The sequence below is a fragment of the Parabacteroides goldsteinii DSM 19448 = WAL 12034 genome (genome assembly GCF_000969835.1).
Lineage (GTDB): Bacteria > Bacteroidota > Bacteroidia > Bacteroidales > Tannerellaceae > Parabacteroides > Parabacteroides goldsteinii.
The window spans coordinates 2,014,890-2,039,639 of sequence record NZ_KQ033912.1 but is presented as its reverse complement, the minus strand read 5'-3'; the positions used below and the strand labels follow the sequence as shown (position 1 = coordinate 2,039,639).

Below are 24,750 nucleotides of genomic sequence, written 5' to 3'. Positions count from 1 at the left end.
CTTATTATTTTCTGTGTAATAAAAGTTACACTAACCTTATTTCGAACTCCCGTTAAAATAAGATCACTTTGTAGCTGTCCCTACATTTTGTCTATGTAGAGAGTGATAAATAATTTCCTCTTCGAGCTTGTTTGTCTCAGACGCAATTCCTTGCCAGAGCGTGCCTGTATACCAGTTTGCAAAAACGGGGTTTACTCCACCACAAATATAAGGGTCTTGGAACGCTCATTAAGAAGCAACCATTAATTCACCAATGGCATATAAGGTTGCTTTTTAGCTAATAAATTCCAAATAACAACGAGTAGCTTTCGAGCATTTGCCATTAAAGCCTTGTTGTGATTCATTCTCTTTTTCAAGGTATGATATCTGCTATAAAATTTAGATGTTTGAGTCCTGCAGGCTCCCCATGCACATTGTGTAAGCATAACACGTAAATACTTGTTTCCATGTAAAGTCTTTCTTCCTTTGATCTTTCCTGCACTTTGATCATTTCGCGGTCTTAATCCAGCCCAGCCAACTAAAGCTGATGCTGTTAGAAAGGCTTTCATGTCAACACCGATTTCTGCTATGATTCTCATAGCGCTTTCCTCTTTTATCCCAGGAGCTGTTTGAAGGATTTCCAGTTCCTCGGCATAATGTCCCTCGCAAATTATTCGCATTTTCTCTTTACACTCAAGAAGCTGACGATCATAAAGTTCCACTTCTTCCAAACTCATTTTAAGCATGTCTCTGTCTGATGAAGATACAATACCAGTCAAAGACGACTTAATAACCTCATGACAATGTTTATTACGAATACGCTTGTGAACCAACAGAGCTAATACTTCAGAATCAGTTTCACCACAGATTAATGCATTGACCACCTTACGCATGGATTTACAACCAATATCAGAAACATAATTACTCAAACGAATATTGCAACGTTGCAACGTTAGATCGATAGCAGATTCAGCTTGCTGTTTGCGACGAGTCAAATGGAAGATACGACGACTGTACTGACGTAATTCCTGTATTTTTGAATCAGGAATATAACTTCCCTTAATTAGCTCTTTCTGAAGAACAGTCGCAATCCATTGGGCATCTTTAATATCAGTTTTACGACCAGGGAGTTGACGGATGAAATAAGGGTTAACCAATTTAACATCAAAATCGCATTCCAAAATGCGCCAAATAGGAACCCAATAAATACTGGTGCTTTCCATTGCAACTTTACCAACACCATGAGAGACTAAAGTGTCACGAAGGCGATCCAGTTCCGGTGTTAAAGTTCCAAACACATCTTCAATTTTCTCACCGTTTGCTGTGAGAATACACATAAAGACACTATCTTTATGCACATCAAGACCACAAACTCTGTCCATAAGATATAGTTTTTTTGTATTACAACTTTAAAATAACGAAAGTCGGTGGAATAACAGCAGGGAGTGGTCTTTATTTTTATTAGACGCGCTTATAAATCTCAATTTTTATGTAAGTTTGTAATTCGTTTCATGGTTATTTAAAATTTAAGATTGATACCCAATGTATAAGTAGCAAGAATTGGATAATAGTTTCCGCTTGTATTAATTTCCGGATCCCATCCTTTTCTATAACTGTTGAAAGAAAATGGATTCTCTGATTGTGCATAAATACGTAAATTGCTGATCCTTAACTTTTCTATCCATTGTTTGGGGAATGTGTAACCCAATTGTATATTTTTTAACCGGATATATGACGCATTTAGAATCCAGAAATCGGATGTTTGGTAGTTCGGTGGTACCGAATTTCCTAAAATATCCTGAAGTCTTGGATATTCCGGATATTGTGTCGGATTATTCGGATCGAATCTGCCATCCGCTTGCCAAGTTTGTATATTCCCTTTATTACGTAAAGCATAGCCGGCATCACCTTCCAGAAAACCTTTTACCCCTGCTACTCCTTGTAACAAAGCAGAGAAATCAAAATTTTTGTATTCTAAATCAATGTTTAATCCAAAAGTATATTTGGGGATACGGGATCCTAGCGGGACTCTGTCATAGTTCGGATCTACTTTACCGTCGGGAACGCCGTCAGGTCCGCTAATGTCGACATAACGAATATCTCCGGGGGCTGGGCTAGCATTTACTTTTGATTGATCCACCCAATTATTAATGTCATTCTGATCGACGAAAACGCCATCTGTTTTATATCCATAATATAATTGCATCGGATGACCTATGAATAGATCGCTACCATTACCAATCATACCGTTAAGTTGTTCTACATTTCCTACGCCAAGACTGATGACTTTATTATTGATGATACTTAAATTTCCACTTAAACTATAAGAAAAATCACCGATTTTATTTTTATGGCTAATCTCAAATTCCCATCCCTGATTCCTTAGTTTCCCTGTATTCATTTCTGATATATCTTGTCCTAAAATGGAAGAAACGCTGCCTGTCGGTTTATAAAGGATATCGTAAGTATTTCTGTGGAACCAATTTGCATTAAAACCTAAGAGTCCGTTCCATAAAATACTTTCAAAACCGGCATCTATAGTCTCTGTTTCTTCCCATTTAATAGTTGGGTCAGTCGCTTTTATAACAGCTGCGCCCTGATATACGGTTCCTCCGTATGAATAGTTTTGACCTAATTCATAAACTGTTTGATACGGATAATTGGTAATATCCTGATTGCCGAGTCTTCCCCAGGATGCTTTTATCTTTAATCCGGAAAGCCAGTGAAGTTGTTCGTTTTCTTTTATAAACTGTTCTTCGGAAATACGCCAACCGGCAGCTACAGAAGGGAAAAAACCAAATTTTTGGTCGGCAGGAAAACGTGAAGAACCGTCATAACGGAAAGTCGATTCAAATAAATATCGTTCTGCATAATTATATTTTAATCGACCGAAATAAGATTGGATAGCCCAACCATATCCTCCCCCCGAGACCTTCTGGTTGTCTGGCGAACCTACATTTAGATAAGGAAGATCATTGCCGGGAAACTTATCTCGGGAGCCTAACATATTTGTATAATCTTCTTGTTCCCATGAATAACCGGCTAAGACCGCAATATTGTGTTTATTAAAAGTTTTATTGTAGTCAATAGTAGCCTGGAACGTCTTATATGTCGTTCTTTGGGCTTCTTCTGCTAAAGTTGATGGAGAGGTTGTTCTGCCATCGGAAAGCTTTAATGTAGAACGGTATGTTTTAGTGTCATTAAATGTCTTATTATAACCTCCGATTGCGGATAATTGTAAATCTTCAATCGGTGAATAATCCAGTCTGACATTTCCATTGACATTGAAATAAGGATTCTCATAGAAAGAAGAACTTTTTATCCATGTGGTTGGTGTACCTGTCATTTCCGGTCCGACAGCATAAGATCCGTCTGATAAAATAGAAGGAGTTAAGCCCGGAAAGCGGAATGCCAATTGTATTGCTCCCAACATATTGTTTGCAGCCGGGTTGCCTCCTGGAACAGATGGTTCTTTACGTTTACTATAGATGCCGGAAGCACGGGTTGTAAGTTTTAAATTAGGTAAAAGCTGATTCGTTAAATTGATTCGTGCATTATAACGCGAATAGTTATTTTTCTCAACGATACCATCTTGCGACAGATAACTGAATGAGACTGCATATTTCGTTTTCTCATTTCCTCCGTTAATAGAGAGGTCATGACCTGTTTGAAGTCCTTTCTTTGATAAAACTTCTTCTAAATAATTTGCATTTCCGTAATGGTCAGGATCGCTACCGTCTTTATATTTTGCGATTTGTTCAGGTGAATAAATCTGAGAGTTTGTTGCTTCATTATATAACTCGGCCCATCTCCAGGTATCGACGAACTCTGGGAGTGCAGTTGGGGTGTTGAATCCTACGTATCCATTGTAGCTGACGGTTGTTTTTCCTTCTTTTCCGCTTTTAGTTGTAATAAGTATAACACCGTTGGCTGCTCTTGCTCCGTAAATAGCGGAGGTCGATGCATCTTTTAAAACGGAAACGCTCTCCACATCTTGCATATTTATGTTATTCATATTACCAGGAATACCATCAATTAGTACTAATGCTCCGGGAGTTGCTCCGAAGGAACCGACGCCACGAATTCTGATTTCACCACTGCTATCTCCCGGATTTCCGCTGCGCTGTATAACTGTCACACCTGACATTTGTCCAGTCAATGCATTTGATAACTGGGGAGTTGGGCGGTTTTCTAATACCTCGCTGTTTATTTGTGAAATAGAACCGACTACATTCGCTTTTTTCTGAACACCATAACCAACCACAACAACTTCATCAAGCGCTTGTGTGTCTTCTTTTAGATTAATTGTGAACGAACTGGTATTATTCACTGGTATAAATAGTGAATTGTATCCGATATAACTTATTTGTAAGGTCGCATTTCGATGGACCTCGAGTGTAAATTTACCGTTAATATCAGTAATCGTACCATTGGTTGTTCCTTTTTCTACTACATTCGCCCCAATGATAGGGGTATCTTCGTTATCTAAGACTATACCTGTAATTCTTTTATTATCAGATTGCTGAGGAGATGAAACTTTCGTTTTGATAATATTGATATTCCGGTCATTTATGGTATAAGTCAATCCTGTGCTATTTAGTGCATGTGAGAGAATTTCATCAACCGACTTATTTCTTGCCTGAATGTTTACATATATATTATTAACTTCCTTATCTACATAAAAAAATAGAAACTCGCTTTGCTTCTCTATTTGAGAAAAGAGGTCGATAAGTGATATTTGTTGGGCTTTTACCGAAATAGTAGTCGATTGAGAGTATGACGATTCAATGGCTACAGCTTGCAACATTACTGTGAAAAGCATAACAACTGTAATTCTCATAATTGTAAAGATTTTTTTTAAGTCTTTGAATAGGAAAGACTTGTAATACGAAACATTTTCCATATTTTTGTACTGATTTAATGATTAATGAATTGCATTATCCATAATGTTTGGTCGCGGAATGGATGGTGCGTTGTTAATTTTTGAAAGTGAGCCGGTTATACAATAGCATAACCGGCTTTTTAATGATGTTATCTTTCTTTCATGGGCATTCTTTTATAGTTTAACAATGTTGTAAATTTGATTATTGGATATAGTATATCCCGTTATCATACGTCCAATTAAATGGTAGACTTTGAGAAATAACTTTTAGAATTTGTTCTATACTTTGCTTTTTACTGAAACTGCCGGATATGATAATATCATGTTTCATCAGTTTTTTGTTCTTAATGATTATTCTTGTTTGATATTTATCTTCCAATTCCTGAATTAATTCGGTAAAAGGAATAGACTTATATCTTAACAGTTCACTTTTCCAAGAAATAGACTCTTCTGTATCTACATGTGCGATATCCAGACTGTTTGATTGTTGATTGAAACTGAGTTGTTGTCCGGGTTTCAACAAGACTTTTTGTTCCGGAGTTTCAAAACAAATGCTGCCTTCGATAAGAGTCGCTGTTATACTGCTTGATTTAATTTCATTTTTGAGATTGAAAGAAGTACCTAATACGGTAATTGTGCTATTCCCCATTGTTATACGGAAAGGTTTCAGAGAATCTTTGGTTACATTGAAATAGGCTTCTCCTTCCAATTGTACAGACCTCATTTCTTTTCCATATTTATCGGAATAAGTTAAGCGGCTGTTTTTATTCAATGTGATTTGGGTACCATCTTCCATTGTCAGATCAGTCTTATCATTATTAGTTAAATAAGTATAGTATTTGCTCTCGGTGTTTTTCATTTGTGTTAAGATGAAACTGCCTGATATCGCTAATAGTAAGGCTATTGAGGCCACTAATGGAATAATATATGTCTTTATTCGTCTTCTTTTGGCTACTTTGTTTTGTTTTTCTATCTTTTGTTGTAGCTTTTCCATGGAAAGCATGGGTAAAATGGAGTGTTCGAGGCTAATTTCAGCATCCCAGTAGTTTTTTAATTCACAAAACTCTTTCTGATGCACTTCATTTTCGTTCAACCAATTACTTAAATAGAGGATATCTTTAGAGGAAGCTTCTCCACTAAGTACTCTTGCAATAATATAATCTATCTTGGTTTCCATCTTTATTGTTTCTATAAGTATAGTCGCAATACTTTAGGAAATCCCTTAGTTATAAAATCAAATTTATTTTTTTCGATGATTTTTATTTTCGAATGAATTATGATTTTGCAATTAAAACCGTACCTGCAATCGAACCTGCATCATATTGATTTCGCATTTACCCAATGCAGAATACTTGTCCATCCAAAGATGTGCGTAGTTCAGGCGGGAAGAAATGTATTTGTTGAAATAATAATTGATGCCGATGGATACGTCGTGCTGGCTTCCTCCTGTGATATGGCTGCTGAAATCATTCAGGTTCGTATAGTTGTAACGGCAGGCAAGCAGAATAGAATGTGGGTCTTCAGGCATTACCGGTATTGCATCGAGTGTATCGTAAGCATATTTGCTCCCTTTTAGGAGGAATCCGCCCAATATATATCCTCCGTGGGCGGAATAGGAGGGTTGGGAAGAATTTTGTTTGATTTTCGTGTAAAGAAACTCTGTTTGTAACAGCCATTTTTTTTGAAACAACAGGCATTCTACGTTCGACTGAACCTGATTTTTGGCATGTTTGAATGTCAAATCTAACGTTCGGGGGGATGGAATATAAGTAACGCCTTTTGTCTTTAACCGGATTTGTTGTTCACCGGTTTCCGTATTTTCATCAGGGACTTTGAATAAAGCTCCTGTGCCTATATGGAATAATTGTCCCGGAGAATTTATTGGGCGCCAGACGACACGTCCGGAAAAGTTATAACCGGGTTTGGTTGTCTCGGAGAAGCTGAGTCCGTCACCGCAAAAAGCACCGGCTGATAAATAATAAGAAGGAAGGGAACGTGTGTAGGATATGCCTATTCTGCGATCCGGATAGAAAGTTTCCGCCACATTGGAGGCTGTGTTGAAAATTAAATCATTTGTGCTGGTGGACTGGTCTATACTGTAATAGCCGAGCATATAACCGGCACGGAAATAATTTCCGTCTTTGCCATATTCGGTGAATGCATCTTTCAGTGTTATCTTATTGTTTGCAAAGCCTACATCTATTTTGGTATACCAGTTCGAATAGATACGGACTTTAGCTGCCAGCCGGACATCTGCGATATGCGCTCCGGCATGTAACTCTTTGGGAGAATGAATATAAACACCGCCATCCAGGAATAAACGGCCTGATAATTTCCAGTCGATAGGTGAAGAATCCGGCGTTGCAAAAACTGAAAAAGCAAATAGAATAAGTAGAAATAAGGGTGTTATCCGTCTCATGAAAAATGTTCCTTTACAGTATTGAAACTGTAAAGGAACGAAAAAAATGGAAAAAATCGAAGTGATATTGTAAAGATATTGGTTATAGACCGAGTTATATCGTTTATTACTAAGACAGGAATTTTGAAAATACCCCTACTGGTATGGAAAGAAATATTGTAGTTTGGAAGATACAAAAAAACGAAAGGGAAAGTCCGGATTTGACTCCGGGCGTTTCCCTCTCTAACTTAACCGACCCCCTTATTTCCCAATAAGTTTTATATTACAAATGTATGTGATTTGTGACAATGATTTGTTTCGTAATTCAAGCAATTGGTATTAAAGGTCAGACAAATTTCATTTTGTTTTCTGCCGCTTTATCTTTTGGCCGATAAAAGGATGATTTCTATATATTGTTGTTTTGAAAAGAACAACAGGCTGTTGATGTTTGTTTCGGTTCGGGAGTATTGAGGGATAGCGGTGACTTTTTTATTTATTCTTCCTTTCTAAGAGATTCGCGTAGTTTCTTGATAGCAGTAGCAAGGTGGGCTTCAAGTGTTTTTACGGAAATTTCCAATATAGCTGCTACCTCTTTATATTTGAGCTTATCTTCACGGACTAACTTGAATGCCGTTTTGCATTTTGCCGGCAATGCTTCAATGGCATTATTTAGTTGGTTGATTCTTTCTTTGGAGATGAGGTCGTCTTCCGGAGTTGTTTCCGTATGGATGAAAAGGTCTATTGAAAGTTCGTTCAATTCTATTTGTTCCATGTGTATGGAACGGTAATAGCTGATAGCTTTATGTCTGGCGATAGAATAAATGTAAGAATCGAAATTTGTTACTTTCAGTAGAGATTTTCTATTGTTCCATACTGCCAGGAAAGTATCGGAAACAATTTCTTCTGCTTCCACTGTGGAGGAAACATAGAGTCTCGTAAATCGTATTAACCTTTGGAAGTAAGTCAGGTATAACGATTTAAAAGCAGTCTGGGAGTCGGTCAATGCCATTTCACAGAGCCATTGCAGTATGTCATCTTTATGGTCAGCCAATAGTTAATAGTTAACAACTCTGCTAATATAGTCGTATTTAAGAAGAAAAACCCTTAGTGTGATAACTTTCTTTTTTCTCCCTTGTTTTAATAATAAGGGCGTTTTAACAATTGTAACATGTTTGTAATATCTGTGTAACACATGTGAAATATTTGTTTCAGACCTTTGTTGTCGAATATGTAACACTCATTTATGGAAACATTCTATCTGTTCCTCGTAATTTTTCTTTTCGTGCTGGCGGTATTTGACTTGTCGGTCGGAGTCAGTAATGACGCAGTAAACTTTTTGAATTCTGCAATCGGTTCGAGGGCCGCATCGTTTAAAACTATTATGGTCATCGCCGCAATCGGTATTTTTGTCGGCGCTTCTTTGTCTAACGGTATGATGGATATTGCCCGGCATGGGATTTATCAGCCGCAACACTTCTTTTTCTCTGAGATTATGTGTATCCTGCTGGCTGTTATGCTGACCGATGTCGTACTGCTCGATATCTTTAATTCATTGGGGATGCCGACATCGACGACCGTTTCGCTTGTGTTTGAATTGCTGGGAGGTACGGTGGCCCTGTCACTGGTCAAGATAGCCAATTCCAACGGTGCTTTGCAGTTGGGGGATTTGCTGAATACCGATAAGGCTTTTACCGTGATTCTCGCCATCTTCCTTTCTGTAGCGATTGCTTTCTTCTTCGGAAGCGTGGTGCAGTATATTTCACGTCTCATCTTTACATTTAATTATAAGAAACATACAAAATACTTTATAGCGCTGTTTGGCGGCCTGGCGGCTACTTCCATCCTTTATTTTATGCTGATAAAAGGGTTGAAGGAAAGTTCTTTTATGACCGGCAATCTGAAAGAGCTTATTTACGGCAATACCAGCATGGTGGTGTGGGGCGCTTTTATTTTCTTTACTATCCTGATGCAAATCCTTCACTGGCTGAAGGTGAATGTATTCAAGATTATTGTGATGCTGGGTACTTTTGCCCTGGCGCTGGCTTTTGCCGGAAATGACCTGGTGAACTTTATCGGTGTTCCTCTGGTTGGCTATTCTTCTTATATGGATTTGATGGCGCAGGGGGGAACGACGACGACGGATACATTCCTGATGGGTTCGCTGCTTGCTCCGGCTCAGACACCCTGGTATTTCCTGGTCGGTTCCGGTCTGGTGATGGTGATTGCATTGGCTACTTCCAAGAAGGCGCATAATGTGGTGAAGACTTCGTTGGATTTATCCCGCCAGTCGGAAGGAAACGAGAGTTTCGGAACATCACCGGTGGCACGTATGCTGGTCCGCACTTGCAATAATGCTTCCAGTACGATTCTGAGTGTGGTTCCGCCGAAAGTAAAGGACTGGATTGACAGCCGTTTTAATAATGATGAAATTATTCTGGAAGACAAAGCCAGCTTTGACCTGGTCCGTGCTTCGGTTAATGTGGTACTTTCGGGATTGCTGATTGCGTTGGGTACTTCTCTGAAGCTGCCGCTTTCAACGACTTACGTGGCTTTTATGGTGGCAATGGGTAGTTCGTTGGCCGACCGTGCCTGGGGACGGGAAAGTGCGGTTTACCGTATTACCGGTGTGCTGTCGGTTATAGGCGGATGGTTTATTACGGCGGGAGCTGCTTTTACGATTTGCTTCCTGGTTGCTATCGTTATTCATTTCGGAGGCATTGCAGCGATGGCGGCGATGGTCGGCCTGGCAGTTTATATGTTGATACGTAGCCAGATTGCTTATAAGAAAAAGATGAAGAAAGAAGCCCTGAAGGAAGAAGTGAACACGACAGTTGCCAAACTGCGTGATACGACAGACAGCCGTGAAGCCCTTTCTTTGTTCCGTGAACATAGCCGCGAAGAATTACAGTCGGTATTGCTGTTTACTGCGGATGCACTCGACCGCTCCGTCCATGGTTTCATGAATGAGAATCTCCGGGAGCTGCGTAAAGTCCTGAATGAAATAGAAGAGAAAAAGATACATCTGAAGCAAGTAAAACGTGTCGGTACGCTGGGCGTAACGCATCTGGAACACGATATTGCCGTCGAAAAGGGATTGTATTATTATCAGGGGAATGATTTCGCCAGCGAGATTATCTTCAGTGTCCGCCGTCTGACAGAACCCAGCAAGGAGCATGTGGATAATAACTTCAGTCCGCTCAACGATATTCAGAAAGAAGATTTCAGCAAAATGACGGAGAGCATCATTACTTATCTGAAACGTTGCGCTGTCATGATTGAAACGAACGATTATCATCGTCTGGACGATGTCATAGTCGAATCCGTCTCCTTGACCAACCAGCTCACCGCCCTGAAGAAAGGTGAATTGAAACGTATACAGGGACAGAGCGGAAGTACGAAGGTAAGCATGGTCTATCTGAATATGGTGCAGGAAGCGCAGAACGTTGTATCGTTTACTGCAAATCTGGTGAAAGTAAGCCGTAAATTCCAAAAGGAATAAGGATGAAAAACGGTACCCGGGCAAAATGTCTTATAATGTTATCCGCTAGCCGATTACATTTTCCTCGTAGTTTCTGTTTCAGGAAACTGTAGTTCCCCGGGCAGGGAACTGTAATTTCCTAGGCAGGGAACGCGAGTTTCCAAGGCAGGAAACTACAGTTTCCTAATAAGGAAATTGTAAGGAAACTATACGGAGTTTATAAAGGAACTGTCAGGGAAGAAGATGCCGGCTTTATAATGCCAGCATCTTCTTTTCTTTTATCAGGTCGCTTTCGTCCATGCGGAGAGAAGGGACGGTGCACATTTTGATGTAATCGCCGGTCTGGCAGGTGTAGTCGTAATAGGATTGTTGTTCGGGCGTGAAGTCTTCTTTGGCTATCAGGCCGTTTTTCATTGCCAGAAACTCTTCGATGTCCGTACTTTCCGATTCCTTTATGAGGACGATACGGCGGGCGACCGGATTGCGGTTGTAATCCAGTCCCAGATATAAACCGCGCAGCTGGCGGGGATTCTTGAACATGGGAATTTGCAGATAGACAGTAACCAGCGTTAACGGGGAACCGGATTTTCACTGAACATGCAATAGAAGTTTTGAGGGTCCCCGTTTACCCCGATGCCCCATTGCACTTCATCGTATGCATTGAGCCGGCCGATACGGATATGGTCTTTATTGTCGGACAATGTGATTATATAAGGTTCGCATTTCAGGCAATCGCTGGAGGAAGAGAGACTATAGCTGGTATATAACCCGCAGATGTTGGTCGTCTTCCGGGCGGAAAGAGATAATTCCTCGTTGAGCGACTCGATGAAAGGAATCCCTTTCTGTGTGTGCAATGCCGCCGGTTCCAGTTCGTCGAGTCGGTTCAGCGTGTTTTCCAGTCCTGAAAGCAGTTTTCTTTTGGATACGTTATTAACCAGCGATAGCGCCTGGTCGAGCGCCTCTTCCTGCGGCATTGTTTTGGCCGATTCAAAATAGGCGGGCAAGACGGTCGTATAGAGCGATGACAATACGCTCGGAGCCATTCCCACCCAATCGGCTATTTCTTTCATCTTCGTACCGTTGTTCCTTAAATATTCAATCCTTTTGTAGAGTTCTGAGAAGTCATTCATCATGTAACATTTTCTTTAATACAATACAAAATAACGCCCCGTTTGTTGCATTTCCGTTACATGAATGTTACATAAATATTTCTTTATAATTTATTGATATTTAGTTATATATTAATAATACATATTCATGTGTTCAGTAATATTCCTGTAACATCTCCGGGATACTTTTGCCGTCGAAAACAAAACGACAGCATGATGAATAATTTGTTACATATCAACGAAACAACCCGGAAACGTCTTTCCGATTTCCTTTTTATCCTTTGGGCCGGAGGTGCCGCCTTGTTATCCTATTCATTAGTATATGCATTACGCAAACCTTTTACGGCTGCCTCCTTTGAAAATGCGGAATTCTTCGATTTGGATTATAAAGTGGTGGTGACAATCTCACAGATACTGGGATATGTTATTTCCAAATTCATAGGGATTAAGCTGATTTCCGAGTTGAAACCGGAAGAACGGTTTAAGTTTATCCTCACTTCTGTGCTGCTGGCGGAGTCTTCGCTTATTTTATTCGGATTGCTTTCCACGCCGTTCAATGTGGCTGCCATGTTTCTGAACGGGTTGTCGCTGGGATGTATGTGGGGAGTCATTTTCAGTTTTATCGAAGGACGCCGGGTGACGGATATTCTGGCAAGCCTGCTGGGAGTCAGTATGGTGATTAGTTCGGGTACGGCCAAGTCTGTCGGGTTGTATGTCATGAACCATCTCCATGTGAACGAGTTCTGGATGCCGGCCCTGATTGGTGGCGTTGCGCTTCCCCTTTTGTTGTTGCTCGGTTGTGCGCTGAACAAACTTCCGGAGCCTAACAAAGAAGACATCGCCATGAAGTCTGAACGCGAAACGTTGAACGGACAGCAGCGCTGGGAGTTGTTTAAGAGCTTTATGCCTTTCCTCAGTATGCTTTTCGTGGCAAACATAGCCATTGTAGTCCTGCGGGATATAAAAGAAGACTTCCTGGTGAATATCATAGATGTCACTGCTTATTCTCCCTGGCTTTTTGCCCAGATTGACAGTGTGGTGACATTGATTATCCTGGGGATATTTGGTTTGATGGTCTTTGTGAAAGACAATCTGAAAGCATTATCCGTCCTGTTCGGTCTTATCATCGTGGGAATGATTGCAATGTCGGTCGTTTCTTTCGGGCAGGACCGGTTCCGTCTGTCGCCTGTGACATGGCTGTTTATTCAGAGCCTGTGCCTGTATATTGCCTATCTGACTTTCCAGACTATCTTTTTCGACCGGTTCATCGCCTGTTTCAAGATACGTGGAAATGTAGGGTTCTTTATCGTGACGACAGACTTCCTGGGATACACCGGAACCGTATTGGTTCTTATCCTGAAAGAGTTTTGTAACCCCCATATTAATTGGGCGGTATTTTATAATCAACTAGCCGGTTATGTTGGCATCTTTTGTTGTATCACTTTCATCTGTTCTTTCGTATATTTGCATCAACGTTTCCGTAAAGAAACGGGTATGACAGCCGCCAGGGAAGAGACACTTGAAGCCACTCCGCAGAATGCCATCACCGTAGCCTGAGAGAAATAATAAAAACTAGTATATAAAGTTATGAAGAAGATTTCGTGTGTAATTATGGACTGGGCCGGAACGGCCGTCGATTTTGGTTGTTTCGCTCCTTTGAACGCCTTCCTGAAAGTCTTTTCGGAAGAAAAAGGAATAGACATTACTTACCGTCAGGCACGTGAGCCGATGGGACTTCTTAAAATAGACCATATCAAGGCTATTCTGAATATGCCGGAGGTGAATGATAAATTCCGTGCACGTTATGGCCGCGACTGGAATATGGACGACGTGAACGAGATGTATCAGAGTTTCGAAAAGCATCTGTTCGCTTCCCTGAAAAACTTTACGACTCCGATACCCGGTGTACTGGATACTATCCGACTGTTACGTGAAGACGGACTGAAGATTGGTTCGACAACCGGCTATACGCAAGCTATGATGGACGTGGTCCGTCCGGGTGCCGCCGCAAAAGGTTATGTGGTGGACAACCTGGTGACTCCCGATGATGTCCCCGCAGGCCGTCCGGCTCCCTATATGATTTATAAGAATATGATTGACCTGGCTATCCCGTCGGTGGATAATGTGGTGAAGGTGGGTGATACGATTGCCGATATTAAAGAGGGAGTGAATGCGAAAGTATGGACTGTCGGTCTTATAACGGGAAGCAACGAGATGGGGCTTTCGGAAGAAGAATACAACCGCCGCTCTGCCGACGAACTGGCCGGACTGAAACACGAAGTACGTGAACGCATGTTGGCTGCCGGTGCCCATTTCGTATTGGACAACATCACGGAACTTCCAGCTTGCATTGAGAAAATTAACAGATAAAATAAGGATATAATAGCTATCATTAAATATGAGAAATTATCTTTTACTGACACCCGGCCCATTAAGTACGTCACAGACCGTGCGCGAAGCCATGCTCCAGGATTGGTGTACCTGGGATAAAGATTATAATGGAGGAATCGTAACCCCAATCCGTAAAGGTCTGCTGGCTATCGCCGGACTGGATGAAAACGAATATACTGATGTGCTCCTGCAAGGCAGCGGAACCTACTGTGTGGAAGCAACCATCGGAGCCGCCGTGAAACCGACCGACAAATTGCTTATCCTTGCCAATGGCGCTTACGGGAAACGTATGGCGCAGATTGCCGGATATTACCATATCGACCATGTCCTGGTCTCTTTGCACGAAACAGAACTGATAACAGGCGAAGTTGCCCGCCGTGCCCTTGAAGAGAATCCGGGCATTACTCATCTTTCGATGGTACACAGCGAAACGACGACCGGCCTGCTGAACCCGATTGAAGAGGTGGCGGAAGTCATTCGCGGCAAGGGTATCACTTTTATTGTCGATGCCATGAGCAGCTTTGGCGGTGTACCTATCGACATGAAGAAGCTGGATATCGACTTCCTGGTGAGTAGTGCCAATAAATGTATCCAGGGAGTTCCCGGTTTCGGTTTTATCATTGTAAAGAGGGAAAAGCTGATGGCTTGCAAGGGTGTGGCCCGTTCATTGTCACTGGATATCTATGACCAGTGGGAAACGATGGAGAAGGGTGGAGGTAAATGGCGTTTCACGTCTCCCACACATGTAGTCCGTGCCTTTTACCAGGCTATGAAAGAGCTGAACGAAGAAGGAGGTATTGCCGCCCGTTACGAACGTTATAAAAAGAACCACCGGACATTGGTTGACGGAATGCGTGCACAAGGTTTCAAGACCTTGCTTCCCGATGCTTCCCAGGGTCCGATTATCACTTCTTTCCTTTATCCGCATGCAGGGTTTGATTTTAACGCATTCTATGCAGCTCTGAAGCAGAAAGGATTTGTGATTTATCCGGGTAAAATATCCGATGCGGATACTTTCCGTATCGGTAATATCGGCGATGTGTTTCCGGAAGATATGGAGAAGCTGCTGGAGGCAATCCGGAATACTGATTACAAATAGAATATAACTCTGAAAACAGTTGATATACTATATTATAACCGGATGTTGCCGTTCACTTCCGGTTATAATTAGCCCAATCTGAAAAAAATGCAAGAATAATGAACCGATAATTGCTTTTATATTGTATATGATAATAATTTTGAGTACGTTTGCTCCCATTAAAAATCAAGTTATTCAGGAGATTGTTCGAAATTGATTCATCAGTGCCTATTTAGTTGATGGATGGTAGTAATTTAATAATAAAAGCAAATGAAACGGTCAGATTTAATTGCAGCTATAGCTGCTGAAAGTGGTTGTAGTAAGAAAGATGTAGATGCAATGCTTGAAGCATTTTGTTCTGTTGCGACTAATGCACTTCGCCAGAGGGACCCAATAGTGCTGAAAGGCTTTGGTACTCTTTCTCCAAGAGAGCAGAACAGTCGTCCGGCCCGCAATCCCAAGACAGGTGAGGTTGTTATTATCCCGAAACGTCTGAGTGTGAAGTTCAGCGTTGGTAAGTTCCTTTTTGAAGACCTGAACAAGTAACTGCTATCGGTGGGCGATGGAATCCCGCAGGACGAGTATTCCTTCCGGTCCCATATTGAATAGTAAGTCTACGATACTTAAGTTGGGGAGGAATCCGAATTTATCTCGAAATACCTGATAATAGGGTTGCGGGAGAAAGGCGGAATCTTCCCCTTCGTGTTTCGGGCGGATGATTTCCCGGAAATCGTTCGGTACTTCCGGCATGTAAGCTTCCGTATAGACAACGTTCGGTTGCAGGTCCAGCAACCGGCAGACCAGCATGCGCAGCTCCTCGTTGAAATCAAACAGGAACTCATATTTCTTCTCGTAGAACGGTGCGAAATCTTCCTCATAATATTCAAAGAACGGACTCATATTATAAGCCGAGACCAGTGCATTCCAATGCAGGTGGCGCCAGTTCCCGTGGTCGGATATGCGGATATCCTTCGTCGGGCATTTCAGCGTGTCGGGCTTGACGATGGGGACGGAGAGTGACAGCGGACCGTTGGCAGCCGCGATTGTACAGCGGTTGCGGTAGGTTTGCTTCAGATAGTTTTCGGCTGTTTCTATCCGTACCTCTTCAAATTGGTAGAGTTTGCAGTATTGTTGTACCGGGCCCAGGTAGGCTGAAGAAATATATACAGGTTGCATGATTAGTTTACGGGTTTAAAAATTCGTTGCCGGTCTTTGCTGTACCAGCAGAGCCAGGCGTTTCCAATGATATGGTTGCGTGGGATGAATCCGAGGTGACGCGAATCCACCGCTTCGTTGGCATTGTCGGAAAGCATCCAGTAATAATCCTGATTGAAGAAGAAGAAATCTGTTTCCCGACCGTCCAGGAATAACTTCCCGTCACGGAACACGGCCTTGTCGCCGGCTTCGGCCCGGATGGCTTCACGGCAGGCGGTGAGTGCAGCTGCATTGAGGCGGTAGGCTCTGCCTTTTTGGGGAACAACCAGTTCGTACGTATCCATCGGGTTTTTAAGGAAACGGATGTTGGCATCTTCCGATAATTCTTCTCGTATCTGATATTCCTCAAAGGAAGTCAGGTTGAAGGAGATGCCGAACGATTCTTCTTTCATCTCCCTGAGCGGGATATTCAGTTTCTTCTGTGCTGCCAGTACTTCCTCCTGTGCCGCCTGTGTCACGATATAAGTATTGAGTGACCGGGGGGAATGAGGAATCAGCCTTCCGTTTACCCGGTATCCGTCATTACTAATCCGGATTGTGTCGCCCGGCATACCGATACAACGGCTCAGAAATAATGGGCTCGATGTCGTATCTTTCAGCAGCGGACTGGTAAATAGAACTACCCGGTTGCGCCCCGGGTTGTCTTTTTGCGGGAGCTTGTTCACCAGCATATAATCGCCTTTATGCAGGGCAACTTCCATGGAGTCGGTCGATACGCGATACGACTCCATACAGAAATAACGGATTACCATAACGCCCTCCACCAGCAACACGATTGTCACCAGCCATTTTACTGCGGATATGAAGGAGCGCTTTGTCATTATTCTTAATTCGGATGCACCATGCGGAACAGACGGTTCCAGCGGATACCACCGTCGAACAGGCTGCGGTCTTTATCCAGTGACAACCAGATAAGGATAGGCTTTCCTACGATATGGTCTTCCGGAACAAATCCCCAGGAGCGGCTGTCGGCACTGTTGTGACGGTTGTCGCCCATCATCCAGTAATAATCATATTTAAATGTATAGTCTGTTTCCGGCTTTCCGTTGATATAATATGTACCGTCTTTTTCTTCCAGTGTATTGTTTTCGTAGTTTTTGATGCAACGGCCGTATAGAGCTATGTTGCGTTCGTTCAGCGGTATTGTCGCCCCTTTCTTCGGAATCCACAGAGGACCGTAGTTGTCGCGTGTCCAACCTGTTTCATACCATGCCGGATAAGTCAACCCCGAAAATGCATCCGGTTCGATTACAATCTTTTTTACAATAGGCAGTTTCTCGGCTATCGCCAGTGCCTTCTTGGTCAGCGGCATGCGATAGACCGGATTGTACTGTCCGGGGGCAATCGATTCGAAACCGAGGAAAGACATTAAATCCTGGTAATATCCGTTGTTGGAAACCAGTATCCGGTCTTCTTTGCTTACGTTCATCAGGCGGAACTGTTCTTCCGTGATAGGGGAACCATCCGTTTCGACATAGTAACAGAACTGCATATTCTCCGGATTCTCTGCTGCTTTACCATCGATATATACCTGGTTGTCGCGTATTTCTATGGTGTCGCCCGGCATACCGATGCAACGTTTCACATAGTTTTCACGTTTGTCTACAGGACGGTAGACTACATCCCCGAAGGTGTTTTTATCCATCCAGATACGTTCGCGTCCGTGCTGCATAACCAGTTCGTCATAGCTCGGATTCTGCTGTTTCAGGGCGACTGTGTCGCCGGCAGGAAAGTTGAACACCACGATATCATTGCGTTTTACATGACCGAAACCTTTCACCCGTTTGTAACCCCATTCCGGCCAGTCCAGATATGATTTACAGTTGAAGAACGGCAGCGTGTTCTGTACCAGCGGGAACGACAGCGGCGTGTTCGGAACACGCGGACCGTAACTCAGCTTGCTTACAAACAGATAATCGCCTACCAATAAAGATTTCTCCAACGAAGAACTCGGAATCTGATAATTCTGGAAGATGAACAGATTAATGAAATAGACGGCAATCAGTGCGAACAGGATATCGTCCACCCATTCCAACGCATTTCGTACTGCTGGGTTCTTTGACCGTTTCCAGGCTCCCCAGGGAATATATTTGGTCAGGAAAATATCTACGAGTACAATCAACCCGAGCAACAACCAGAGGTTCTGCATCCAGATTGAAAAGAGTATATACAGCACGGCAGAGATGCCGAACTTAATCCATTGTTTCTTGGAAATTTGTTTCATTTGCTGACTAATGTGGAATTAAAATTTAAGCATATCGTCCATACCCAGAAAGCCTTTCTTCCCGGCGGTAAATTCAGCGGCAACGACAGCGCCGAGTGCGAAACCTGCGCGGCTCTTGGCGTCATGTTTGATACTGATATAGTCGACATCCGACTCATAGGTCACCTCGTGGATGCCCGGCACTTCGCCTTCGCGGATGGCGTGGATTGGCAGGTCGGTCGGCTGTTCGGCTGTTTCCAGTGTCCAACGGTCTTTCCGGTCTACGTTTTCAATGATTCCTTCTGCCAGTGTGATAGCGGTACCGCTCGGAGCATCCAGCTTGTGGATATGGTGCGTTTCCGTCATGCTGATATTGTAGGAAGGAAAATTATTCATGATTTTCGCCAGGTACTTGTTGAGGGCGAAAAAGATATTTACTCCGATGCTGAAATTGGAAGCGTAGAAGAAGGTCTTGCCTTCCTTTTCACATTTCTCTTTTATCTCGCCGATACGGTCCAGCCAGCCGGTCGTGCCGGAAACAACAGGAACGCCGGCAGCGAAACTCTTCATATAATTGTCGAATGCCGTGGCCGGAGTCGTGAACTCGATGGCTACATCTGCGCTCTTGAAATTAGCTGACTGAAATTCTTCCGGGTTGTTTATATCTACGATAGAGACGATTTGGTGTCCTCTGTTCAATGCAATCTGCTCGATGGTTTTACCCATCTTTCCGTAACCGATAAGTGCAATCTTCATAATCTTTTCAGAATAAAATGAATAAATAAGCTAATAACTTAGCCTTCAGGGGTGCAAATATAAAGAAAATGAATTAGATTTGTGGCATAAATCTTAACTCTGAAAAGAATATGGAACGTTTATTACATTATGTTTGGAAATACAGACTGTATCCAACGACTTCGCTTCTTACTACTGACGGACGTACAGTATCGGTCATTGACCCCGGAACACCCAATACCGACGCGGGCCCGGACTTCTTCAATGCAAAGATGAAAATAGACGGTACTTTGTGGGCTGGGTGTGTTGAAATCCATGACAAAGCCTCCGACTGGCTGCTTCATCGCCATGATAAGGACAAGGCTTATGATGCCGTTGTTCTCCATATTGTGGAGGTGTCGGACTGTATCGTTTACCGGATGAACGGAGAGGTTATTCCGCAAATGGAACTGACAGTGCCGGAGTCGGTTGTGCGGAATATCGACTGGTTGCTTCATCATGACAACTCTCTTCCCTGTGCCGGATATATCCCTCAAATGGAGCCCGTTCACATTACATCGTGGCTGGGGGCTCTGCTCGGCGAACGGCTGGAACGGAAAACGGCCGATATATTCCGTTTGCTGGACCAGTATGCCGGTGACTGGAACGAAGTCTTTTATATTACTTTAACCCGCAATTTCGGTTTCGGTGTGAATAACGACATCTTCGAGCGTCTTGCCAAGAGCTTACCGCTCAGGTATATTCAGAAGCAACGCGGCAGCAGTTCGCAGGTCGAAGCGATGCTGTTCGGACAGGCCGGGATGCTGAATGAAGCGATCGATTGCCCTTATTATCGTTTGCTGCAACGCGAGTATCAGTTTCTTCGCTATAAATTCGGATTGACTCCGCTGGACTGTTCTCAATTCAGGAACCTTCGTACCCGGCCCATCAATTTCCCCTGTCTGAAGTTGGCGCAACTGGCGGCTGTCTGGATGCAATACGATACCTTGTTTTCTGTTATCCTGACGGCAGGCAGTATCGGTGAGATTAAGCAATGTCTGCGTGTCACACCTTCCGCTTATTGGGAGACGCATTATCATTTCCGGAGCGCTTCCGCTATAAAAGAGAAAACAGTCGGGGAGAATTCTTTGTGTATATTGTTGATAAATACGGTAGTTCCCATTCTTTTCGCTTACGGAGTCAGGAATAAGCAACCCGAATACTGCGAGCGTGCAATCCGTATCCTTGAAAATCTTCCTTCGGAGAAGAATACGATTGTTTCGGGTTTTAGCCGGGCAGGGATAAAAGTCTGCCATGCAGGCGACAGTCAGGCGCTGATTCAATTGAAACGGGAGTATTGCGAGAAGAAGAAATGTTTGTATTGCCGGATCGGGTACAGGTATCTGAAACGGGGTATTCCCTCTTTATAGAATGCAAAGATTTCTTATTTAGCGTATATATCACTATTAGTCACCGGATTTTTCCCTATTTTTGCCATCTGATTAAAAAGCGATTGAATGGGTAACAGATATATAAAAGATTTATTGCTGGTACTGTGCGGAGTGTTTCTGTTGGTAACCATGTATTCGTGTGCCAATATGGCTTCTCCGAACGGGGGACCTTACGACGAGACCCCCCCTAAATTCATAAGCAGTCTGCCTGCCCCTAATCAGACGAATTATAAGGGGAAGAAGGTGGAGATTCTGTTTGATGAACTGGTTCAGCTGGACAAGCCGTCGGAGAATGTAATCATCACGCCGCCGCAGATGCAATTACCTGTGATCCGTGCCGCGGGAAAGAAGGTCGTGGTCGAACTGAAAGATACACTGAAAGAAAATACGACTTATACGATCGACTTCACCAACTCGATCTCCGATAATAACGAGAAGAATGTATTCGAGAATTTCTCCTTTGCCTTCTCTACCGGTGATGTGATCGATACGCTGGAGGTATCGGGTATCTTGCTGAATGCCGAAAACCTGGAACCTATGCCCGGTATCACGATCGGTCTGCATAAGAACCTGGAGGATTCGGCATTTGTGAAACTGCCTTTCGACCGTACTTCGCGCACGAACGATAAAGGACAGTTCACCATCCGCAATATCTCTCCAGGCAGTTACCGTATTTTCGGTCTGAACGATGTCAACCGCGACTATAAATTCGACCAGCCGGGCGAGGAGATTGCGTTTAACGACTCCATTATTATCCCTTCGCTGGAGTTGACCACCCGGCAGGATACGCTCTGGAAAGACAGCCTGACTATCGATACGATCCGTACGGTTGCCTATACGCGTTATTTCCCGGATGATATCGAATTGCGTCTGTTCAAGGAAAACTTCGTGCGCCAGTATCTGCTGAAACCGGAGCGCCAGCAGGAAAACTTGCTGACCATACGGTTCAACGCTCCGCTGGATACCGTACCGCTTCCGAAGCCGCTCAACTTTACGCCGGAGAATCCTGACTGGTTCTTTACACAGGAAACGGAGGCGGGAAAAGGCGTTAATTTTTGGCTGACCGATTCGCTGGTATGGAAACAAGATACGTTGCAGGTGGAACTGTCGTATCCGAAGAGCGACTCGCTGAACGTTCTCCGACCGCAAACCGATACGCTTCAGTTTGTGATGCGCCGCCGTCCCGAAAAGAAGAAAAAGAAGAAAGATGACGAGCCGGAACCGATCGTCTTCCTGGGTATGCAGATCGACGCGCCCGGTTCGATGGACTTGTTCGATACCGTATCCGTTACGTTCAATGAACCGATCCTCGAACTGCCGAAGGAAGTCTTCTATCTGGACCAGAAGGTCGATACGGTGTGGACTCCGGTTGATTTCGAGCTTTTCCCGGACTCTACCAATAGTCTGAATTACTTCATTCGCCGTCCGTGGAAATATGCCGAGGAGTATCGCCTGTCAGTGGATTCGGCAACGATCTTCAGTCTTTATGGCAAGTGGAACGAACCGTATTCGGCTGAGTTCAAGATCAAGAAAGAGGATGAATACGGACACTTATATATTAATGTAGAAGGAATTGATACGACCGCTTATGTGGAATTGCTGAACGGCAGTGATGCCCCGGTGCGGAAGGCGAAGGTGAAGAACGGCGGTGTCCTTTTCATGGACCTGAAACCGGACAAGTATTACGCACGCCTGGTGGTCGACCTGAATGACAACGGCAAATGGGATACCGGCAATTATGCCGATAAACGCCAGCCGGAAGAAGTCTTTTATTCGCCAGTTCAGTACAACGTATTGCAGAACTGGCAGGTAGAAGAGACTTGGAATGTCAAGGCAACCCCATGGGCAAAACAGAAACCTATCGAGATTACAAAGAATAAGCCGAAAGAGGCAACCAAGAAGAAAAGAAATTACAAAGATGAAGGACAACAGAAGTCTTCTTCGCGCAATAGCGGTATGGGCGGCAGCATGGGCATGCCGTTCTAAAGGAACCGGTTTATGTCTGCCGGTCCTGTTGTTGCTCCTTTCCGGAGTGGCCGGTGCGCAGACTATTCCGGTGAAAGAGCGGTTCAATGCCGGTGAGGAGGTGCAATATGAATTGTACTTCAAATGGGGTATTCTGATGCCACGCGCCGGACAGGCAACCTTATCCATTAAAGATACCCGCTATGAGGATAATCCGGCTTATCATTATAACCTGTTATTCCGAACTTCCGGCATGTTTGAGAAGATATTCTCCATGCGCGATACGATCGACTGCTATTTCACGCCTGAGATGCTGTTACTCCGTAGCGAGAAACGGGTGAATGAGAATGACTACTATCTGATCGACGACCTGAAGTTCTCTTATAGTACAGGGAAGACTTCGGCCCATTCCCATCGCTATACGCCTTCACGGACGAAGATCGACACGATGATCGTTTCTGAACAATATATGTTCGATATGCTGGGTGCTACCATGTATCTCCGCTCGCTGGACTGGGATAACATGAAACAGGGCGATGAATTTCCGTTTCATGTGGTGATCGGACGGGACCGGATCAACATCAGTTTCCGCTATACCGGGCAGCAGATCGTGGAACGCAACGAGACACTGAAATACCGTACCCGACATTTCTATATCGATATTTTTGACGACGCTTTCACCCAAAGCAAGGCGGCCGCCGAAATATGGATCGGGGACGATGAAAACCATATCCCGGTCAAGATTCGTGCCAAGCTGAAGATAGGAGCGGCCGAGGTCTATTACAAATCATCCAAAGGATTGCGTTACCCGCTTACTTCGCGGGTGGAAATTCCCCGGCGTTAGGCAGTGAGAGAGTGAAACGTGTTTCGGAGTAAGGTTGTGAACTGACCAGGAGTTCGCCGCCATGCATCCGTACGATCTGGCGTGAAAGGCTCAGGCCGATACCCGTACCTTTGTTCTTGGTGGTGAAGAAAGGAATGAAAATGTCTTCCAGCATATCGTGGGGGATGCCCGGCCCGTTATCCGTTACTTCGATCAGGGTCGTGGTGCCGGGTTGTTTTACCGTGAGTGAGATTTCACCGTTATCCTGTCCTTCCAATGCTTCCATCGCATTTTTCAACAAGTTGATCAAGACCTGTGAGAGCAGTTCTTCATCGGCATTGACTGTTATTTCGTCCTGGCAGAGGTAAACAGTCAGACCGATCTGTAAACGTTGCAGGTCCGACTGGAACAGCAGTTCGATGTTGCGTACCTGGCGGGAGAGGGAGAACGGATTGGGATTGGGAGCCTGCAACCGTGCCAGTTGGCGGTATGAATTGGTGAAGTTCATAAGGCTCTGTCCCTGGCTCTTGATCGTATCCAGTCCGCGGACCGTCTTCCGGATGGTGGCGTCGTTGATCTCGTCGCAGCTTTTCGTCGTGTCGTTGCTCCGGTAATAGGAGAGGAGCGTGCCTGAGAGGGAGACGATCGGAGCGATCGAGTTCATGATCTCGTGGGTCAGGACGTGCATCAACTTGTCGTATGCCTCGTATTCTTTCCGTAACAGTTCGCGTTCGAACTCTTTCTGCTTGCTCTCCGTCATCAGGCGGTGGATGCGGTTGAATGCCGTATGCAGGCGGCGTTGTTCTTCCGGTCCGCTGTTTTCGGGGAAGTAAAGCATCGACTCATTGTCTTCGATGGCATCGAGGAACAGTTGGATACGGCGGTTCGATGTATTGAGGAAATAGACGAGGATCCCGACCAGCCATAAGGCGATCAGTAGGGTGACGCATCCCAGTATGATGGCTTTACCGGTGATAATACCCGTTAGTCCCACGCCGGTAACAAGGAGGATGAGCGCGACCTGGAAGACTATCTTCAGATAGATGCGTGTGCTGAACATTCGT

Annotated in this window: 18 protein-coding genes and 1 pseudogene; 8 read left to right on the top strand and 11 right to left on the bottom strand. The window is 43.9% G+C overall.

From position 1 onward, the window contains the following. Positions 1-242 precede the first annotated feature (242 nt). The 5 genes from HMPREF1535_RS07625 to HMPREF1535_RS07605 all read right to left on the bottom strand — a co-directional run bounded on the left by HMPREF1535_RS07625 (position 243) and on the right by HMPREF1535_RS07605 (position 8,268). Positions 243-1,361 carry an IS110 family RNA-guided transposase gene (locus tag HMPREF1535_RS07625; protein ID WP_046145437.1) on the bottom strand — a complete coding sequence of 373 codons (1,119 nt, stop codon included), beginning with the start codon at positions 1,359-1,361 and terminating at the stop codon, positions 243-245. A 137-nt stretch (positions 1,362-1,498) separates the two neighbouring features. Continuing rightward, on the bottom strand, positions 1,499-4,882 hold the full coding sequence (locus HMPREF1535_RS07620; RefSeq protein WP_046145759.1) for a TonB-dependent receptor: 3,384 nt from the start codon (positions 4,880-4,882) through the stop codon (positions 1,499-1,501). 181 nt (positions 4,883-5,063) lie between these two features. Next, positions 5,064-6,038, bottom strand: coding sequence for a FecR family protein (locus tag HMPREF1535_RS07615; RefSeq protein ID WP_046145758.1), 975 nt, complete (start codon positions 6,036-6,038; stop codon positions 5,064-5,066). A 111-nt stretch (positions 6,039-6,149) separates the two neighbouring features. Continuing rightward, on the bottom strand, positions 6,150-7,280 hold the full coding sequence (locus tag HMPREF1535_RS07610) for an OprO/OprP family phosphate-selective porin (RefSeq protein ID WP_046145757.1): 1,131 nt from the start codon (positions 7,278-7,280) through the stop codon (positions 6,150-6,152). A 472-nt stretch (positions 7,281-7,752) separates the two neighbouring features. Next, positions 7,753-8,268, bottom strand: a complete 516-nt coding sequence (locus tag HMPREF1535_RS07605; protein ID WP_187386429.1) for an RNA polymerase sigma-70 factor — start codon at positions 8,266-8,268, stop codon at positions 7,753-7,755. A 234-nt stretch (positions 8,269-8,502) separates the two neighbouring features. On the opposite strand from HMPREF1535_RS07605, the gene HMPREF1535_RS07600 reads away from it, so the two are divergent. Further along, positions 8,503-10,758: an inorganic phosphate transporter gene (locus HMPREF1535_RS07600; protein WP_009860636.1), complete on the top strand. Its 2,256-nt coding sequence runs from the start codon at positions 8,503-8,505 to the stop codon at positions 10,756-10,758. A gap of 231 nt (positions 10,759-10,989) precedes the next feature. On the opposite strand, the pseudogene HMPREF1535_RS07595 reads toward HMPREF1535_RS07600, so the two are convergent. Beyond that, positions 10,990-11,867: pseudogene (locus HMPREF1535_RS07595) on the bottom strand (hypothetical protein). A 195-nt stretch (positions 11,868-12,062) separates the two neighbouring features. On the opposite strand from HMPREF1535_RS07595, the gene HMPREF1535_RS07590 reads away from it, so the two are divergent. The 4 genes from HMPREF1535_RS07590 to HMPREF1535_RS07575 all read left to right on the top strand — a co-directional run bounded on the left by HMPREF1535_RS07590 (position 12,063) and on the right by HMPREF1535_RS07575 (position 15,861). After that, positions 12,063-13,403, top strand: a complete 1,341-nt coding sequence (locus tag HMPREF1535_RS07590; RefSeq protein ID WP_046146458.1) for a DUF5690 family protein — start codon at positions 12,063-12,065, stop codon at positions 13,401-13,403. 30 nt (positions 13,404-13,433) lie between these two features. Next, positions 13,434-14,216: a phosphonoacetaldehyde hydrolase gene (gene phnX, locus HMPREF1535_RS07585; protein ID WP_046145755.1), complete on the top strand. Its 783-nt coding sequence runs from the start codon at positions 13,434-13,436 to the stop codon at positions 14,214-14,216. 28 nt (positions 14,217-14,244) lie between these two features. Beyond that, positions 14,245-15,336, top strand: coding sequence for a 2-aminoethylphosphonate--pyruvate transaminase (gene phnW / locus HMPREF1535_RS07580; RefSeq protein WP_046145754.1), 1,092 nt, complete (start codon positions 14,245-14,247; stop codon positions 15,334-15,336). A 249-nt stretch (positions 15,337-15,585) separates the two neighbouring features. After that, complete coding sequence (locus HMPREF1535_RS07575; protein ID WP_009860641.1) at positions 15,586-15,861, top strand: HU family DNA-binding protein; 276 nt, start codon at positions 15,586-15,588, stop codon at positions 15,859-15,861. Positions 15,862-15,864: 3 nt separating this feature from the next. Here the strand turns inward: HMPREF1535_RS07575 and HMPREF1535_RS07570 are convergent, their stop codons facing one another. Genes HMPREF1535_RS07570 through dapB form a run of 4 tightly spaced genes read right to left on the bottom strand, consistent with a single transcriptional unit; the run spans position 15,865 to position 19,489 of the window. Next, on the bottom strand, positions 15,865-16,491 hold the full coding sequence (locus tag HMPREF1535_RS07570) for a WbqC family protein (protein WP_009860642.1): 627 nt from the start codon (positions 16,489-16,491) through the stop codon (positions 15,865-15,867). Between the two features lie 2 nt (positions 16,492-16,493). After that, positions 16,494-17,351, bottom strand: a complete 858-nt coding sequence (lepB, locus tag HMPREF1535_RS07565; protein ID WP_046145753.1) for a signal peptidase I — start codon at positions 17,349-17,351, stop codon at positions 16,494-16,496. 5 nt (positions 17,352-17,356) lie between these two features. Next, entirely contained in the window at positions 17,357-18,754 is a 1,398-nt protein-coding gene (lepB, locus tag HMPREF1535_RS07560; RefSeq protein WP_009860644.1) for a signal peptidase I, read from the bottom strand. 18 nt (positions 18,755-18,772) lie between these two features. Further along, the gene (gene dapB, locus HMPREF1535_RS07555; RefSeq protein ID WP_010801324.1) at positions 18,773-19,489 is read right to left on the bottom strand and encodes a 4-hydroxy-tetrahydrodipicolinate reductase; all 717 of its coding nucleotides are present in this window, start codon (positions 19,487-19,489) and stop codon (positions 18,773-18,775) included. A gap of 110 nt (positions 19,490-19,599) precedes the next feature. Between dapB and HMPREF1535_RS07550 the strand changes: the two genes are divergently transcribed. The 3 genes from HMPREF1535_RS07550 to HMPREF1535_RS07540 all read left to right on the top strand — a co-directional run bounded on the left by HMPREF1535_RS07550 (position 19,600) and on the right by HMPREF1535_RS07540 (position 23,707). Beyond that, positions 19,600-20,877 (top strand): DUF2851 family protein, encoded by a 1,278-nt coding sequence (locus HMPREF1535_RS07550; protein ID WP_010801325.1) that lies wholly within the window; start codon positions 19,600-19,602, stop codon positions 20,875-20,877. 87 nt (positions 20,878-20,964) lie between these two features. Beyond that, positions 20,965-22,884 carry an Ig-like domain-containing protein gene (locus tag HMPREF1535_RS07545; RefSeq protein WP_010801326.1) on the top strand — a complete coding sequence of 640 codons (1,920 nt, stop codon included), beginning with the start codon at positions 20,965-20,967 and terminating at the stop codon, positions 22,882-22,884. After that, positions 22,817-23,707, top strand: a complete 891-nt coding sequence (locus tag HMPREF1535_RS07540; protein ID WP_044215008.1) for a DUF3108 domain-containing protein — start codon at positions 22,817-22,819, stop codon at positions 23,705-23,707. The genes HMPREF1535_RS07545 and HMPREF1535_RS07540 overlap by 68 nt, the downstream gene beginning before the upstream one ends. On the opposite strand, the gene HMPREF1535_RS07535 is transcribed toward HMPREF1535_RS07540, so the two are convergent. Next, entirely contained in the window at positions 23,676-24,746 is a 1,071-nt protein-coding gene (locus tag HMPREF1535_RS07535; RefSeq protein WP_044215006.1) for a sensor histidine kinase, read from the bottom strand. The two genes, HMPREF1535_RS07540 and HMPREF1535_RS07535, sit on opposite strands and share 32 nt — an antisense overlap. Positions 24,747-24,750: the final 4 nt, after the last annotated feature.

Bases quoted from the DNA above. Each gene is read 5' to 3' on its own strand.
- HMPREF1535_RS07545 (WP_010801326.1), top strand. From the start codon at position 20,965: ATGGGTAACAGATATATAAAAGATTTATTGCTGGTACTGTGCGGAGTG.
- HMPREF1535_RS07535 (WP_044215006.1), bottom strand. From the start codon at position 24,746: ATGTTCAGCACACGCATCTATCTGAAGATAGTCTTCCAGGTCGCGCTC.
- HMPREF1535_RS07600 (WP_009860636.1), top strand. From the start codon at position 8,503: ATGGAAACATTCTATCTGTTCCTCGTAATTTTTCTTTTCGTGCTGGCG.
- HMPREF1535_RS07610 (WP_046145757.1), bottom strand. From the start codon at position 7,280: ATGAGACGGATAACACCCTTATTTCTACTTATTCTATTTGCTTTTTCA.
- HMPREF1535_RS07540 (WP_044215008.1), top strand. From the start codon at position 22,817: ATGAAGGACAACAGAAGTCTTCTTCGCGCAATAGCGGTATGGGCGGCA.
- phnW (WP_046145754.1), top strand. From the start codon at position 14,245: ATGAGAAATTATCTTTTACTGACACCCGGCCCATTAAGTACGTCACAG.
- HMPREF1535_RS07575 (WP_009860641.1), top strand. From the start codon at position 15,586: ATGAAACGGTCAGATTTAATTGCAGCTATAGCTGCTGAAAGTGGTTGT.
- HMPREF1535_RS07570 (WP_009860642.1), bottom strand. From the start codon at position 16,491: ATGCAACCTGTATATATTTCTTCAGCCTACCTGGGCCCGGTACAACAA.
- dapB (WP_010801324.1), bottom strand. From the start codon at position 19,489: ATGAAGATTGCACTTATCGGTTACGGAAAGATGGGTAAAACCATCGAG.
- HMPREF1535_RS07615 (WP_046145758.1), bottom strand. From the start codon at position 6,038: ATGGAAACCAAGATAGATTATATTATTGCAAGAGTACTTAGTGGAGAA.
- HMPREF1535_RS07550 (WP_010801325.1), top strand. From the start codon at position 19,600: ATGGAACGTTTATTACATTATGTTTGGAAATACAGACTGTATCCAACG.
- lepB (WP_009860644.1), bottom strand. From the start codon at position 18,754: ATGAAACAAATTTCCAAGAAACAATGGATTAAGTTCGGCATCTCTGCC.
- phnX (WP_046145755.1), top strand. From the start codon at position 13,434: ATGAAGAAGATTTCGTGTGTAATTATGGACTGGGCCGGAACGGCCGTC.
- HMPREF1535_RS07620 (WP_046145759.1), bottom strand. From the start codon at position 4,882: ATGGAAAATGTTTCGTATTACAAGTCTTTCCTATTCAAAGACTTAAAA.
- HMPREF1535_RS07605 (WP_187386429.1), bottom strand. From the start codon at position 8,268: ATGGCATTGACCGACTCCCAGACTGCTTTTAAATCGTTATACCTGACT.
- HMPREF1535_RS07590 (WP_046146458.1), top strand. From the start codon at position 12,063: ATGAATAATTTGTTACATATCAACGAAACAACCCGGAAACGTCTTTCC.
- lepB (WP_046145753.1), bottom strand. From the start codon at position 17,351: ATGACAAAGCGCTCCTTCATATCCGCAGTAAAATGGCTGGTGACAATC.
- HMPREF1535_RS07625 (WP_046145437.1), bottom strand. From the start codon at position 1,361: ATGGACAGAGTTTGTGGTCTTGATGTGCATAAAGATAGTGTCTTTATG.